General features: G+C 69.9%; 12 protein-coding genes. 6 read left to right on the forward strand and 6 right to left on the reverse strand.

Translation table 11 applies throughout. The features are described from left to right. The 3 genes from AC5DRG_RS04905 to AC5DRG_RS04915 are packed head-to-tail and all read left to right on the forward strand — an operon-like array spanning window position 1 to window position 3478. Window positions 1-999, forward strand: coding sequence for an ABC transporter substrate-binding protein (locus AC5DRG_RS04905; protein ID WP_491808307.1), 999 nt, complete (start codon window positions 1-3; stop codon window positions 997-999). Further along, window positions 996-2102 carry an acyl-CoA dehydrogenase family protein gene (locus AC5DRG_RS04910; protein ID WP_491808308.1) on the forward strand — a complete coding sequence of 369 codons (1107 nt, stop codon included), beginning with the start codon at window positions 996-998 and terminating at the stop codon, window positions 2100-2102. Before AC5DRG_RS04905 ends, AC5DRG_RS04910 begins: the two co-directional genes overlap by 4 nt. After that, window positions 2099-3478 carry an FAD-binding oxidoreductase gene (locus tag AC5DRG_RS04915; protein WP_491808309.1) on the forward strand — a complete coding sequence of 460 codons (1380 nt, stop codon included), beginning with the start codon at window positions 2099-2101 and terminating at the stop codon, window positions 3476-3478. Before AC5DRG_RS04910 ends, AC5DRG_RS04915 begins: the two co-directional genes overlap by 4 nt. Window positions 3479-3487: 9 nt before the next feature. Here the strand turns inward: AC5DRG_RS04915 and AC5DRG_RS04920 are convergent, their stop codons facing one another. Together AC5DRG_RS04920 and AC5DRG_RS04925 are read right to left on the reverse strand one after the other, a co-directional pair. Then, window positions 3488-3895, reverse strand: coding sequence for an SseB family protein (locus AC5DRG_RS04920; protein ID WP_491808310.1), 408 nt, complete (start codon window positions 3893-3895; stop codon window positions 3488-3490). A 107-nt stretch (window positions 3896-4002) separates the two neighbouring features. Further along, window positions 4003-5244, reverse strand: a complete 1242-nt coding sequence (locus tag AC5DRG_RS04925) for an acyl-CoA dehydrogenase family protein (protein ID WP_491808311.1) — start codon at window positions 5242-5244, stop codon at window positions 4003-4005. Window positions 5245-5509: 265 nt separating this feature from the next. Between AC5DRG_RS04925 and AC5DRG_RS04930 the strand changes: the two genes are divergently transcribed. Genes AC5DRG_RS04930 through AC5DRG_RS04940 form a run of 3 tightly spaced genes read left to right on the forward strand, consistent with a single transcriptional unit; the run spans window position 5510 to window position 9053 of the window. Then, complete coding sequence (locus tag AC5DRG_RS04930) at window positions 5510-6931, forward strand: family 2B encapsulin nanocompartment shell protein (RefSeq protein WP_491808312.1); 1422 nt, start codon at window positions 5510-5512, stop codon at window positions 6929-6931. A gap of 5 nt (window positions 6932-6936) precedes the next feature. After that, window positions 6937-8118: a family 2 encapsulin nanocompartment cargo protein terpene cyclase gene (locus AC5DRG_RS04935; RefSeq protein WP_491808314.1), complete on the forward strand. Its 1182-nt coding sequence runs from the start codon at window positions 6937-6939 to the stop codon at window positions 8116-8118. A 56-nt stretch (window positions 8119-8174) separates the two neighbouring features. After that, entirely contained in the window at window positions 8175-9053 is an 879-nt protein-coding gene (locus AC5DRG_RS04940) for a geranyl diphosphate 2-C-methyltransferase (RefSeq protein ID WP_491808315.1), read from the forward strand. A gap of 55 nt (window positions 9054-9108) precedes the next feature. Here the strand turns inward: AC5DRG_RS04940 and AC5DRG_RS04945 are convergent, their stop codons facing one another. The 4 genes from AC5DRG_RS04945 to AC5DRG_RS04960 all read right to left on the reverse strand — a co-directional run bounded on the left by AC5DRG_RS04945 (window position 9109) and on the right by AC5DRG_RS04960 (window position 14893). After that, window positions 9109-12087 (reverse strand): carbohydrate binding domain-containing protein, encoded by a 2979-nt coding sequence (locus tag AC5DRG_RS04945; RefSeq protein ID WP_491808316.1) that lies wholly within the window; start codon window positions 12085-12087, stop codon window positions 9109-9111. 167 nt (window positions 12088-12254) lie between these two features. Then, a complete protein-coding gene (locus AC5DRG_RS04950) occupies window positions 12255-12815 on the reverse strand; it encodes a cysteine hydrolase family protein (RefSeq protein WP_491808318.1) in 561 nt (186 codons plus the stop codon). Further along, window positions 12812-14311, reverse strand: coding sequence for a purine-cytosine permease family protein (locus AC5DRG_RS04955; protein ID WP_491808319.1), 1500 nt, complete (start codon window positions 14309-14311; stop codon window positions 12812-12814). Before AC5DRG_RS04955 ends, AC5DRG_RS04950 begins: the two co-directional genes overlap by 4 nt. Before the next feature lie 90 nt (window positions 14312-14401). Further along, window positions 14402-14893 (reverse strand): hypothetical protein, encoded by a 492-nt coding sequence (locus AC5DRG_RS04960; RefSeq protein WP_491808321.1) that lies wholly within the window; start codon window positions 14891-14893, stop codon window positions 14402-14404. Window positions 14894-14905: the final 12 nt, after the last annotated feature.

Below are 14905 nucleotides of genomic sequence, written 5' to 3' on the forward strand. Positions count from 1 at the left end.
GTGTTGTTCCGCCGTTCCCTCCGCACGTCCGCCGCCGCCCTCGCCCTGCTTCTGCCCTTCGCGGCGGCGTGCGGGACCGAGGCGCAGGCCGAGTCCCCGTCCTCCGTCACGCTCAGAGTCGGCGCCACCGGCTGGAAGGTCGAGGAGGCGGTCCTGAAGTACGCCGGCCTCGACGACACCCCGTACAAGGTGAAGTGGAGCCAGTTCCAGGGCGGAGACCAGCAGTTGCAGGCGATCCGCGCCGGAGCCCTCGACCTCGCCTCCTCCAGCGAGATCCCGCCGATCTTCGCCGCCGCCGACGGCTCACCCAACTTCAAGGTCGTCGCCGTACAGCGAGGCGCGACTCTCAACCAGGAGGTCGTCGTCCCCAAGGGCTCGACGGTGACCGACATCGCCGGCCTGAAGGGCAAGAAGGTCGGCTACGTCCAGAACACCACCGCCCACTACTTCCTCTACGAGCTGCTCAAGCAGGCGGGCCTGAAGTGGTCCGACGTCGACGCCAAGCCGCTCCTGCCCAACGACGGGCTCGCCGCCCTCAACGGCGGCTCCATCGACGCCTTCGCCTCATACGGCACGTCGATCATCACCGCCCACCAGCAGGGCGCCACGACGGTCGGCTCGGGCAAGGACATCCTGTCCGGCAACTTCCTCTGGTCGGCGCGGGACAGCGTCCTGAAGAGCCCGGAGCAGAAGGCGGCCGCGGCCGATCTGATCGCACGGATCACCAAGGCGTACGCCTACGTCCGTGACGGCCACGAGGACGGCTTCGCCAAGATCACCTCCGACGCCACCCACCAGCCGCTCGCCCAGGCGAAGAAGGACCTGCTCGCCGCCCAGGCCCAGCGCCCGACCCAGGCCCGGACCGTCGGCGAGGACACCATCGCCTCGCAGCAGAAGGTCGCCGACGTCTTCACCGAACTCGGGGCGCTGAAGTCCCACCTGGACGTGAAGTCCTTCTGGACCACCGCCCTCAACTCCGACCTGAAGAAGGCCCTGTGACCGGGCGCATCGCCGAACTCGCCGCCGGCTACGACCGTTCGGCCGCCTTTCCCGCCGAGTCCCTCCGGATCGCCCATGGGGCGGGCCTGCTCACCGCGACGATCGGTGGGCGGTACGGCGGCCGGGGCGCGGGCGTCGAGGAGATCGCGCGTATCCTCCACACGCTCGGCCAGGCCGACCCCTCCGTCGCCCTGATCGCGGCGATGACGCTGAACACACACGCCCGGCAGGCGGCCGAGCCGCACTGGCCCGAGGAGCTGTACGCGCGCGTGGTCAAGGAGTCGTTCGCGCGCCCCGTGCTGATCAACCACGCGCGCGTGGAGCCCGATCTGGGCTCCCCTGCGCGGGGCGGGCTGCCCGCCACGCTCGCCCGGCGCACGGCCGACGGCTGGGCGATCAGCGGACGGAAGCGATTCGTGACGGGAGCGGAGGGGCTCGACTGGTTCCTGGTGTGGGCCACGACCGACGAACCGGAGCCACGGGTGGGCACCTTTCTGGTGCCCGGCGACTCGCCCGGCATCGAAATCGTAGGCCGCTGGGACCAGTTGGGCCTGCGGGCCAGCGGCAGTCACGATGTGGCGTTCCGGGACGTGGAGGTCCCCTTCGAGCACGTGATCGGGCTCGCGCCGCACGGTCCGGGGGCGGAGCAGGACAACCGGGCGGGCGCGTCCCTCCATCTCCCGCTCGCCGCCCTGTACTTGGGGGTGGCCCGGGCGGCCCAGTCCACCTTCCACACGTTCGCCCACGCGCGCGTGCCCGCCAACCTCGGTCATGCGGTGGCCCGTACGGAGCGCTTCCGGCGGACGGCCGGGGAGATCGAGGTGCTGCTCGCCGGCGCCGAGCAGCTGGTGTTCGGCGGCGCCGCGCGGGTCGACGCCGCCGACGCCTCGTACCAGCCCGAACAGGCCCTCGGTGCCCGGGTGCTGGCCGATCGGCACGGTGTACGGGCCGTGGAGTTGGCCGTACGGCTGCTCGGCAATCCGGGCCTGGCCCGTGGCAACCCCCTGGAACGGCATTTCCGGGACATCCAGTGCGCACCCGTGCACGCGCCCCAGGAGGACATCGCCCTGCTCGCGATCGGAACGAAGGCGCTGAACCTGTGACCGCACCCGCCACGACCACGACCACGGCCGCCCAGCTCCTGGGACTGCTCGCCCGCGACCTCGCGCCGGACCGCCTGGCCACCGACCCGGCCGCGCTGGCCGCGCACTCCACCGACCGCTCCGGCACCCGCCCGGCCGGCGAACCCCTCGCCGTCGTCCACGCCCGCCGCACCGAGGACGTCACCGTCACACTCCGGCACGCGCACGACCTGCGCGTGCCGGTGGTACCCCGGGGCGCGGGCACCGGTCTGTCGGGCGGAGCCACGGCGAGTGAGGGCGCGCTGGTCCTGGATCTGTCCCGGATGGACCGCGTCCTCGAACTGTCGGTCGACGACCAGCTCGCCGTCGTGGAACCCGGCGTGATCACCGCCGAGCTGGACCGTGCGGCGGCGGCGCACGGGCTGCGGTACGCGCCCGATCCGGCGAGTGCGGCCCTGTCGACCATCGGCGGGAACATCGCCACCAACGCGGGCGGGCTGCGCTGCGCCAAGTACGGCGTGACGCGGGACAGCGTGCTCGGTCTGGAGGCCGTCCTCGCCGACGGGACCGTGGTCCGCACCGGCCGCCGTACGGTCAAGGGCGTCACCGGCTACGACCTGACCGCCCTGCTCACCGGCTCCGAGGGCACCCTCGCGGTGATCACCTCGGCGACCCTGCGGCTGCGGCCGCTGCCGGTGGCGACGACCACGATCGCCGCGTACTTCCCGTCCTTCGAGGCGGCGGCCGAGGCCTCGTACGCGATCGGCCGGGCCGGTGTCGTGCCGGCGCTCGCCGAGCTGGTCGACGGGCCGGTCCTCGATGCGGTCGACCCGGCGCTGCGGGAGCGGGGGGCCGCCCTGCTGATCGTCCAGTGTGACGGTGCGGGTGCGGCGGCCGAGGCGGAGACCGTATCGCGGCTGCTCACTCCCCTGGCCACGACGGTGGAGACGACCGGGGACCCCGCCGAGGCCGAGTCGCTGCTCGCCGCCCGCCGGCTCGCCCTGCCTGCGCTGGAGAAGCTGGGCCGGCCGCTGATCGAGGACATCGCGGTTCCCCGTTCCCGGCTCGCCGAGGCGGTGCGGGAGATCCGCGCCGTCTCCGAGCGTCACGGGGTGCCGGTCTTCACCATCGCGCACGCGGCGGACGGCAATCTGCATCCGATCATCGTGGTGGACCCGTCCCTGGACCGGCTGCCGGAGGCGGCCTGGGAGGCTGCGGGCGAGATCTTCGCGCTGGCGCTGCGGCTCGGCGGGACACTGACCGGCGAGCACGGGGTCGGGGTGCTGAAGCGGCAGTGGGTGGCGGACGAGCTGGGTCCCGCGGCGCACGCGTTGCAACGGCGAATCAAGCAGGCGTTCGACCCCCGGGGGATCCTCAACCCCGGAAAGGGCCTGTGAGGCGGGCGCTCAGCGGTACGGCCGGGCCAGCAGGGTGCGTACGCCCTCCGAGGTGAGGGTCAGGCCGTGTGGGGCGGCCGCGTCGATGGTCAGCGAGAGGTCGTCGGCCGGCCACTGGGAGGCGAGCGCGCCCAGCGACACCACTCGGTAGCGGGAGACGAACGGCAGGAGCTCGGCCAGCTCCAGTTCCGAGGTGAACACGGGCACTGCCGGGTCGCCGCCCGGCTGTTCCAGGACGGGCAGCGCCACCGCCACCGGATCGCCGGCGTCCTCGTCACTCACGTCGTCCGGCACCGGGACCAGCACGTCGCAGGTCGCGAGCGTGTCCAGCGCCGCCGTGTCCTCGGTGTTCACGGCCAGCGCGTCGAGCGCCCGCTGGGCGGGTGTGACGGTGTTGTCGTACGCGGGTGTCTCCATGACAAGTCCCCTGGTAGGTGCGGTCGTGCGGCCCGCCCGGGCGAAGATCCGTGCCCGGCGCGGTGTCCCTCGCGTACCCGAGCGGGCCAGGAGCATGCGCGAGACGCTCAGGGAATCAGGTGTATGTGGTCGGAGGGCAGGCCCAGCCGGTCGCAGCCGACCCGGCGGGCGAGGGGCTCGGCCATGCCGGGGCCGACGTGGGTCCAGTACGTGGCCGCGTCCCGGAAATAGCGCTGCATCCGTTCGCCGTCGCGCGCGTGCCGGGATCCCGCCGTACGGAACAGGATGTCCTGGAACACGTCCCAGGCCATACGCCCGGCGTTCAGGAACGTGAGCGCGAGGCGGTTGTCCTCGGCGGCGGTGAAGGGGGCCTCGCCGGACGCGTTCCGGCGGCAGGTCTCCATCCAGTCCGCGGCCGTCTGCTGCAGCGCCGCGTGCGCCGTGTGGATCACCCCGAGCGCCTCGCCCAGGTTCCGCTGAAAGTCGTGGAGTTCGGACCGGGTGCGGTCCGGTTCCAGGACGAGCGGGCGGGCGGCGATGGCACGGGCGTACTCGTCGGCGGCGGCGTACGCGATGCCGATCATGATGGCGGCGAGCTCCCCGTGGTAGAAGCTCGGGGCGCGCCCGGCGTACATCGGATTGCCGTGCAGCTCGCTGCCGACCGTGCCGCCCTCGACGGGCAGGTCGAGGAGGCTCGCCTCGCGGGTGAAGTACGCCGGGATGCGCGCCTGTTCCATGTGGATGCTGTTGGAGCCGCTGCCGCGCAGGCCGAGCACGCCGTGCCAGTCGTCGAGCACCGTCCACACCGATCGCGGGGCGACGAACAGCACCAGCGGCCCCGGCGGATCCCCGGGTTTGCCGGGGGCGCGCAGGGTCTGGCCGATGTAGTGGGTGGAGTAGGGGGCGCCCGAGGAGTACGGCCACGTTCCGTCGAGCACGACATGCCCGTCGCCGTCGGGACGGGCGACGCCGACGGGCATGACGGTGGACGCGGCGCGGAAGTCGCCGTCGGTGCCGAAGATCTCGTCCTGCGCCTTCTCCTCGTAGAGCCCGGCGACCTGGAGGACGTGGGCGGCGGTGAGCGACAGGGCCCAGCCGGTGGAGGGGCAGCCGCGCGCGATCTCGGTGACCACGCGGTAGAAGACGGGCAGGCCGAACTCGTATCCGCCGTAGCGGCGCGGCTGGAGGATCCGGTAGAAGCCGGCCCGCAGGAAGTCGTCGTGCGTGTCCTTGGGGTAGTGCGTCAACTGTTCGGTCTCCGGCTGGCGTTCGAGCAGCACGGGCCTGAGGGTCACGGCCCGTTCGATGATGTCTCGTTCGGTCAGACCGGGTTCGGGAGCGGCGATCACGGTGCCTCCTGACGGGTGGGGCCATCCGTACGTGACGCGATACGAGTGATTGAACACGCCCGGTGCCGTGCGGGTACCGACCGGATACCGCCAACCGGGCGAATCCGAGTGAATCGGGGGTGGTGCGGAGGCACGGCCGGGTCGCACGTGCCTCGCACGCCGTCCGAAGTCATCACTCACCGTCTTCGATCACGGGTAGCTGTATGCGCGGAGTGTGACGGATCACCAGCACACCGTCACGGACGCGACAGGAGAGAAGGAACCCATGTCGGTCGAGACCGATACGGCGCCCGCGGCGGGCGCCGCGGAACGGGAACAGCAGAGCCTCGGTACCGCTGCCGCGCGGAACCTGACGACGACGACCAAGTCCGAACCCCAGATGCGGGGCATCAGTTCGCGCTGGCTGACGCGCATGCTGCCCTGGGTGAACGTGCCGGGCGGCACCTATCGCGTCAACCGCCGGCTGTCCTACGCGGTGGGCGACGGACGCCTCTCCTTCGTGAAGACCGGGTCCGAGGTCAGGGTCGTCCCCGCGGAGCTGGGCGAACTCCCCTTACTGCGCGGCCTTTCGGACGGCGACGCGCTCGGCGCGCTGGCGGAGCGGTTCGTGCAGCAGGAGTACGCGCCCGGCCAGTTGATCGTGGAGGCCGGCCATCCGGCCGACCATGTCTATCTCGTCGCGCACGGCAAGGTCGAGCAGATCGGCGAAGGCCCCTACGGCGACGAGGCGGTCGTCGGCCTGCTGGCCGACGGCGATGCCTTCGGCGGCCAGGTGCTCGCCGGGCCGGACGGCGTCTGGGACGTCACGGCCCGTGCGGCGACGGCCACCACCGTGCTCGCGCTGCCGCACGCGGCGTACCGGGCGGTGGCGGACCGGCACGCCGAACTGCGCGCGCACGTGGAGCGGACCGGTCGCGAAGAGCAGCGGCCCCGCAACCGTTCGGGCGAGGCCGACATCGCGCTCAGCTCCGGACATGTGGGCGAGCCGGACCTGCCGGCCACCTTCGTGGACTACGAACTCCAGCCGCGCGAATACGAGTTGAGCGTGGCGCAGACAGTGCTGCGGGTGCACACCCGCGTCGCCGACCTCTACAACCAGCCGATGAACCAGACCCAGCAGCAACTCCGCCTGACCGTCGAGGCGTTGCGCGAGCGCCAGGAGAACGAGCTGGTCAACAACCCGGAGTTCGGGCTGCTGCACAACGCCGACTACGACCAGCGGATCTCCACCCACTCCGGGCCGCCGACCCCCGACGACCTGGACGAGCTGCTGAGCATGCGCCGCGACACCCGTTTCCTGTTCGCGCATCCAAAGGCGATCTCCGCGTTCGGCCGGGAGTGCAACAAGCGGGGCATCTACTTCGGCAGCATCGACCTGGGCGGTCATCACCTGCCCGCGTGGCGCGGAGTGCCGCTGCTGCCGTGCGGCAAGATCCCGGTCACCGAAGCCCGTACGTCGTCGATCCTCGCGCTGCGCACCGGCGAGGACGAGCAGGGGGTGATCGGGCTGTTCCAGACGGGGATCCCGGACGAGGTCGAGCCGGGCCTGAACGTGCGCTTCATGGGCGTCAACGAACAGGCGGTCATCTCCTACCTGGTGAGCACCTACTTCTCGGCGGCGGTACTGGTGCCGGACGCGCTGGGGATCCTGGAGAACGTCGAGGTCTCCCGCGTGAGCGGGAGCTGACGCCGGTGTCACTGATCTCCAGAGCCCTCGCGCCCCCGGCGAACCGTGATCTGGCGGAGCTGGTGACGGCCCTGCTGTCGGCGCGGGTCACGGCCGAGCCGCGACTGCTTCCGGCCCCGCCCGAGGTCGTCCGTCCGGTGAAGCCGGTCCTGCCCAACGGCCCTACCGGGCTGGGCACTTCGGCAGCCCGGGTGTTCGCGCCACCACAACCACTCCAGGAGGTCCCGCCCGCGCGACCGGGGTCGCGGCTGCACTGTCCGCCCGCCCTCCGCGACGATCCCGCTCTCGGAGACACCGTCAACGAGCGGCTGGTCGAGTGGGCAGAGGAGGTCGGGATCTATCCCGGCCAACTCGACAAGGTCCGCAAGGCCGGCTTCGGGCGGCTCATCATGCTCGCGCACCCCGAGTCGGACGACCCCGACCGGCTGCTGGCGGCGGCGAAGTGCGCGCTCGCCGAGTGGTCCGTCGACGACCACTACATGGACGGCGACGTGGAGGTGGCCCGGCACGACGTGCTCGGGCAGCGCCTGGCCATCGCCCACTCCGTGATCGACCAGGCCCATCTCCCCCTGCAGTACGCGCCCCAGCTGGAGGAGGTCGTCCGCGCCGACCCGGTCATGCGGGCCCTGCGCGACAGCCTCGGCAACCTGGCCCGGCACGCCACCACGACCCAGGTGCGCCGGCTCCGCAACGAACTGTCGATCATGTTCGTGGCCTACAACCAGGAGGGCGTCTGGCATACCGCCGAACACTGGCCGCCCGTCTGGGAGTTCCTGATGCACCGGCATGAGAACAGCTTCGTGCCCTGCATGGTGCTCGTCGACGCGGTCGCCGGATACGAGCTGCCCCAGGGCGAGTTCTCCGACCCTCGGGTGCGGCGGGCGTTCACGATGGCCGGCTCGGCGAGCGTGATCGTCAACGACCTCTACTCCATGGGCAAGGAGGACCCGACGGACTTCAGCCTGCCGAGGCTGATCGCCGCCGAGGACGACTGCTCCCTTGAGGAGGCGGTCGACCGCACCGTCGACCTCCACAACGAACTCATGCACACCTTCGAGGCAGAAGCCGCCGCGCTCGCCCTGACCGGCTCACCAGAACTGCGCCGCTTCCTGGCCGGCACCTGGGCCTGGCTCGGCGGCAGCCGCGAGTGGCACGCCGGCAGCGCCCGCTACGCCACGACCGACTGACACCTCCAAGCCCGAAGTCCCCTTGATCGAAGTCCCTTTGTCTGCAAGGAGATTCCATGACCATGTCCCTCACCGACACGACGGCCTCGAACACCGTGCACCGCGTCCTGCGCACCGCCTACCAGAAGTCCGTCGCCGCCTACTGGAACGCCGAACGGAACGCGGTCAACCTCAAGCTCGGCGAGGTCGACGGCCTCTACCACCACCACTACGGCCTCGGCGACTACGATCCGTCAGTTCTTGAGGGCCCCGCCGACACCCGCGAGCAGCGCATGATCGAGGAGATGCACCGCCTGGAGACCGCGCAGGCCGACGTCCTCCTCGACCACCTAGGCGACATCCGCCCGGAGGACCACCTTCTCGACGGCGGTTCCGGCCGCGGCGGCACCAGCATCATGGCCAACGCCCGCTTCGGCTGCACCGTCGACGGTGTCAGCATCTCCGAGCAGCAGGTCGCCTTCGCCAACGACCAGGCGCTCCGTCGCAACGTCTCCGACCAGGTGCGCTTCCACTTCCGCAACATGCTCGACACCGGCTTTGCCACCGGTTCACGGCGCGCGATCTGGACCAACGAGACGACGATGTACGTCGATCTCTTCGAGCTGTACGGGGAGTTCGCGCGGCTGCTGGAGTACGGCGGCCGGTACGTGTGCATCACCGGCTGCTCGAACGACGTACAGGGCCTTCGTTCCAAGGCCGTCAGCAGGATCGACGAGCACTACACGTGCAACATCCATCCGCGCAGCGAGTACTTCAAGGCCCTGTCCGCGCACAACCTCGTCCCCATCGACGTCGTCGACCTGACGCCGGCGACGATCCCGTACTGGGAGCTGCGGGCCAGGTCCGAGGTGGCGACGGGCATCGAGGAGGCGTTCCTGACGGCGTACAAGGAGGAGAGCTTCCACTATCTGCTGATCGCGGCGGACCGCATCTGACGACGTCTTCGGGCCCGGGGTCCACTCCCCCGGGCCCGAAGACGCGTGCCGTGCCCTACTTCAGGTACGTTCCGTCGCTGCCGATCTTCCCGGGGCCGTTCAGCACGTACACCCGCAGGTTGCCCTTCCCGGGCGCCGCCACGGAGAGCGTGCCGCCGGTCACCGTCTTCACGTCACCGGTGACAGCGTCCCTGTACGTTCCGTTCGGGATGCCCGTGAAGGTGGCGTCACCGGTGACCGTGACGAGGGCGAAGCTGTCCGTACTCCCGCTGGTGTAGCGGCGTTTGAAGGCCATCGAGCCGCTGATGCCGTCGGTGGAGTACTGCCCCATCTGCAGGGCGGGGATCGCTCGGCGGATCTGGTTCAGCCGCTGGAGGTGCTTGACCAGCGGCTGGGCCAGGGTCGTCGCGACCTCACCGGTCGCCGAGTCCGCCGTACCGAACTCGGTGGCTGTGACGGTGCCTTCGAGGTGGTCGCCGTAGTACGCCCGTCCCGTGGACGCCAGCGGGCAGGTCGGCCCGCAGTCGATCTGCTTGCCCTTCTGGAACTCGATCTCGGAGCCGTAGTACAGCGTCGGGATGCCGCGGAAGGTCCACATCAGGGCCATGTTCTCGGCCCAGGCGTCGGTGCCGCCGCTGTAGCGGGTGCTCGACTTGTTGGGGCCGTAGTCGTGGCTGTCGACGTAGACGACGTTGTACGTGGCGTCGTTGACGCTGTCGTCGGAGTCCTTGCCGTTGCTGTAGGCGTTCTGCGCGTCACCGAAGTTCATGTGCATACGCATGTCGATGATGTTCATGCCGCTGAACTGACTGTGATCCGGGGTGTGGTAGCTGTTGCCGCTGAGGAAGGCGTTGGTGGAGGTCGGCTGGTTGGCGGTGCCGAGGTTGTTCTCGTAGGTGAACTGCTCGATGGCAGCCGTCTCGTCGTCGGCGCTGTACTCCTTGCGTTCCTTCCAGGTGAAGAACTGCGCCGAGTGGTTCACGGACCCGCGGTTCCACTTGTCGTTGACGAAGGCGCCCACCTCGCCGAAGACGAAGAAGTTCGCGGCGGCGTCCGTACCGAACTTCTGGGTCACGCGGTCGTAGATGGCGGGCAGGAAGCGGCGGTTCCAGGTGACGCGCGGGATGTGTACGGCCGTGTCGACGCGGAATCCGTCGACGCCCATGTCGATGTACTTGTCGTAGGCGCCGATCAGGTAGTTCTGGACCGTGGTGTTCTCGGTGTTGAAGTCGGCGAGATCCTCATGCAGCCAGCAGGACCGCGAGTCCTCGCCCTCCCAGTTGCCGATCCAGCACTGGTGGTAGTAGGCCTTCGGGAACATGCCCGAAGTGGGGCTCGGCCACTGGCAGTTGTAGAGGGTATAGCCCTCGGAGCTCTTGCCGCCGGTGGGCGTGCCCCAGTTGACGCAGGTGTTGCCGGTCGGCTCGGCGGTGGACCACAGGTCGCCGTTGTAGTACGACTTCCCGGACTTGGACTCGACGGTGAGGCCGTCGTACTCGAAACCCTCGTTCTTCTCGTCGTAGTACCAACTCCACTGGGAGTCGCGGACGCCGTACACGGTGGGTGTGAACAGGCCCTTGGCGCCCCAGCGGGAGCTGTGGTTGTAGACGACGTCCTGGTAGATCTTCATGCCCTTGGCGTGGGCCGCGTTGATGAGGTCCTGGTAGGAGGCGCCGTCCGATTCCAGGCGTGGGTCGACCTTGTAGAAGTCGTAACCGTGATAGCCGTGGTAGTCGTAGTCCGAGCGGTTGAGGACGACCGGGGTGATCCAGACGGCGGAGAAGCCGAGCGCCTTGATGTAGTCGAGCTTCTCGACCAGGCCCTTGAAGTCGCCCCGGAACATGGGGTCGTTGTTGGCGGCGTTGCCGGACTTGGTGTGCTGGCTGCCGCCGCGGTTGTTGGAGCTGTCGCCGTCGTAGAAGCGGGCGGTGAGGACGAAGTAGATGGGATCCTTGCGGGGATCGGTGACCAGCGGGGTGCCGGCCGCGGCCTCGGGGGTCTTCTCGCCGGTCGTCGCCGTGGCCTCGGCGGAGGCGGGCGAGGTGTTGCCTGCGGCGTCGACGGACTTCACTGTGTAGGTGTAGGTGGTGTTCTCCTCAAGTCCGGTGTCGGACTGGACCGTTGAGGCGATATCGGTGACGACCGTGCCCTTGGTTCCGCCGGTGCGCGTGAGCTGGTACTTCGTCACGCCCGTGTTGTCGGTCGCGCCCTCCCAACTCACCACGACCGACGTGTTGGTGGCACTCGCCGTGACCTTGGTCGGCGCGGTGGGTGCCTCGATGTCCGGTTCCTCGGCCGCGCACGGGTCGGTGGCGTCAGTGGTGACCGTCCTGTCCTTCACGGTCGTGGTGCCGGTGGGGATCGTGTAGTCGGCGCTGTTGTTGTTGTCCCACACGCCGTTGCCGTTGTTGAAGGCCGCTTTCAGCGAGGTGGCGGTGCCGATGTCGAGGGTCTTCTTCCACCAGCCGGTGCAGGCGGCCTCCATGCCGACGCCCGGGACCGTGGTCCAGGAGCCGCCCGTGGGCGCGTAGTGGATGTTGGCGGTGGTCCAGCCGGAGGTGGCGGTCGAGTAGTAGACCGTGGCCTCGTTCCCGGAGCCGGTGTCCGTGTCGGTGCACGGGTCGCTGTGGGCGATCACACCGTCCTTGACCGTGATGGTGCCGGTACCGAGGGCGTAGTTGCTGCCGCCGTTGTTGTCCCAGGTGCCGCTGCCGTTGTTGAAGGTGGCCTGCAGTCCGGTGGCCGCGCCCAGGTCGACGGTCTTCTTCACCCAGTCCGTGCAGGCCGTCTCCATCACGACACCGGGGACGGTCGTCCACGATCCGCCGTCGGGGGCGTAGTGCAGATACGTGGACGACCAGTTCTTGGTCTTCGTGTAGTAGAAGACGGTCGCCGTGTTGGAGGCGTCGGCCACCGTGTCCATGGGGGCCGAAGTGCCGGTGTCCGGGGCGCCGGAGAGCAGTCCGAGCAGTCCGGTCGCCGCCGCGAACGCCGCGAGCGGACGCCGGGACAGGCGTGGGGGTGTACGTCTCATCGCGACTCCAATACGGGTCCCGCAAAGGCCCTTTGGAGGCTCCTTGCAAGAAGAACCGGCAAGTTCCTGAAATTTCTTGCGACTTCGCGGAAGCTACAGGGACATGACAGGCACGTAAAGGGGTGGCGCAACGAGACTCTCTGAAGGTCGTCAGCCGAATGCGACGATTAGCCGTCGCTCCTCGCTCCGAGCAGTTCGGCGACCGTGACCACGCGGATCAGGGGCCGGTACAGGTCCATGATGTGCAGCGCCTTGGCGTGCGAGTCGTCGTCCGCGCCCGCGCAGGCGTCGGCGACGACCAGCACCTCGACTCCGGCGTCGGCGGCGGCGAGGGCCGTGGACAGGACGCAGCAGTCGGTGCTGACGCCGGCCAGGACCAGGCGGGAGTCCGGGGCGACGCGTGCGGCGAGTTGCGGGTTCCACTTGCCGAAGGTGGTCGCCTCCACCAAGTGCCGTGCCACCGGGGCGAATTCATCGACGAGCTGCCACAGCGGAGCGTCCGGCGGCCGGAGCGCGAAGGGCCACTGCTCGTAGTAGGCGCGCCAGGCGCCGGTGGGTTTCTCCGGGGCCAGGAAGCGGGTGAAGGTGACGCGTTCGGCGAAGGCCGGCAGCAGTCGTCGTACACCTGCCGCCGCCTCGGCGAAACGCGGGGTGGCCCAGGGGCTGTCGGGCTCGGCGAAGACGCGCTGCATGTCGATGACGGCGAGTTGGCCGGTGGTCCTGGTCATGCGCTCGGTGCCGTCTCGGTCGACTCCGGGCTCGGGGCCTGCTGTTCCTGTGCCCGCACCCTGCCGCGGCTCAGCGCGAGGGTGCCGAGGAAGCCGAGGGCGAGCGCGACCAGGACGCCGAGGTTGGCGTAGGCCCAGGCGCCGGACTTGCCGCCGAGGCCCACCGGGTCGAGCAGATAGCCCTGCCATTCCAGCCAGCTCGCGGCCGAGTTGGTGACCAGGCCCCAGCCGACGGCGGTGACGGCGAGGGTGAGGAGCAGGGGTGCGAGCGCCACGTCACCGTAGCGGCCCCGGGGGCGGAAGAGGTCGCCCTCGTCGTAGTCTCGGCGGCGCAGGGCCAGGTCGGCGAGCATGATGCCGCACCAGGCGGCGATGGGCACGCCCAGTGTGGTCAGGAAGCCCATGAACTGGCCGAGGAAGTCGTCGGCGAAGAAGACGATGTAGATCGAGCCCGCGATCATCAGGACGCCGTCGACGAGCGCGGCTACGTAACGGGGGACCCGCAGGCCCGCGGAGAGCAGGGCCAGGCCGGAGGAGTAGATGTCGAGGACCGCGCCGCCGACCAGTCCCAGCACGGCGACGACCGCGAACGGGACCAGGAACCAGGTGGGCAGGATCGTGGTCAGCGCGCCGATCGGGTCGACGGCGATGGCCGCGTTCAGCTTGCTGGAGGAGCCGGCCAGCAACAGCCCGAAGACCAGCAGGATCAGCGGGGCCACCGAGGCGCCGAAGGTGGTCCAGCCGATCACGCCTCGGCTGGAGGAACCGCGCGGCAGATAGCGGGAGTAGTCGGCGGCCGCGTTGACCCAGCCGAGGCCGAAGCCGGTCATCATGAAGACCAGGGCGCCGATGAACTCCTGGGCGGAGCCGGCGGGTACGGCGCTGACCACGCTCCAGTGGATCTCGTCGGCGACGAGGGCGACGTAGACGACGGTGAGCACGCCCGTGACCACGGTGATCACGGTCTGCAGCCGCATGATCAGGTCGAAACCCATGACCCCGCCGATGACGGTCAGCGCGCCCACCACGATCAGGGCGACCACCTTGGTCTCGGTGCCGCCGCCCCAGCCGAGCCGGTCGAAGACGGTCGCGGTGGCCATGGTGGCGAGGGAGCACAGCACCGTCTCCCAGCCGACGGTCAGCATCCAGGAGATCACCGACGGGAGCCGGTTGCCCCGCACGCCGTACGCGGCACGGCTGAGCACCATGGTCGGCGCGGAGCCGCGCTTGCCGGCGACCGCGACGAAACCACAGAGCAGGAAGGAGAAGACGATGCCGATCACGCCGGAGATCAGCGCCTGCCAGAAGGAGATCCCGAAGCCGAGCGCGAAGGCGCCGTAACTGAGCCCGAGGACCGAGACGTTGGCTCCGAACCAGGGCCAGAACAGGGTCCTCGGCGTGCCCTTGCGCTCGGTGTCGCCGATCACGTCGAGCCCGTGCGTCTCCACCTGGAGTTGCCTGGCTCTGTTGTCGAGGGAGTCCGGGGCGTCCGTCATCGTCGTCCTCCCTGTCCGGACATGTCGAGGGGACGCTAAGTGGGTGGGGCCTGGGCGTCAAGCAGCCCGGTGCCCCACGTCACTTGGCCCTCAGCGGGTGCGGGCAGCGCCGTCCGGCCACACCACGTCGACGGGGACGCCCGCCGCTCGGGCTTCGAGGACCGTGTCGGCCGTGCCGCCTCCCCTGCCGGTGGGGGGAGTGCCGTCCCAGATGGCCACGAGGCGGTCGGCGCGTTCGACTAGCACGCTGTTGGCGGCCTCGTAGGCCTGCCGGCCGGCGGTTTCGAGCGGGAGGACGAGGACGTCTTCGGCGGCCTGGACCAGGTGGTCGAACACAGCGGCGTGGTCGGGCCGCACCCTGTTGCGGCGGTAGTCCCGGGAGGGTATGACGACGGCGAGACGTCCGCCCGCGGCGAGGACGGCCTCGGCGAACAGGGAGTCGGCGCCTCTGGCGAGGCAGGAGACACCGACGAGCTCGCCGTCGGCGGCGTACCGCTTGAGCAGTTCGTCCAGCGCCGCGCGGACCAGAACAGCACTCTCCGCCGTGAGGTCGATGTGTCCGGTCACCGCGATGGTCGTCATGGAGTGCCCCTT

Source organism: Streptomyces sp. JLBG701 (assembly GCF_058544905.1).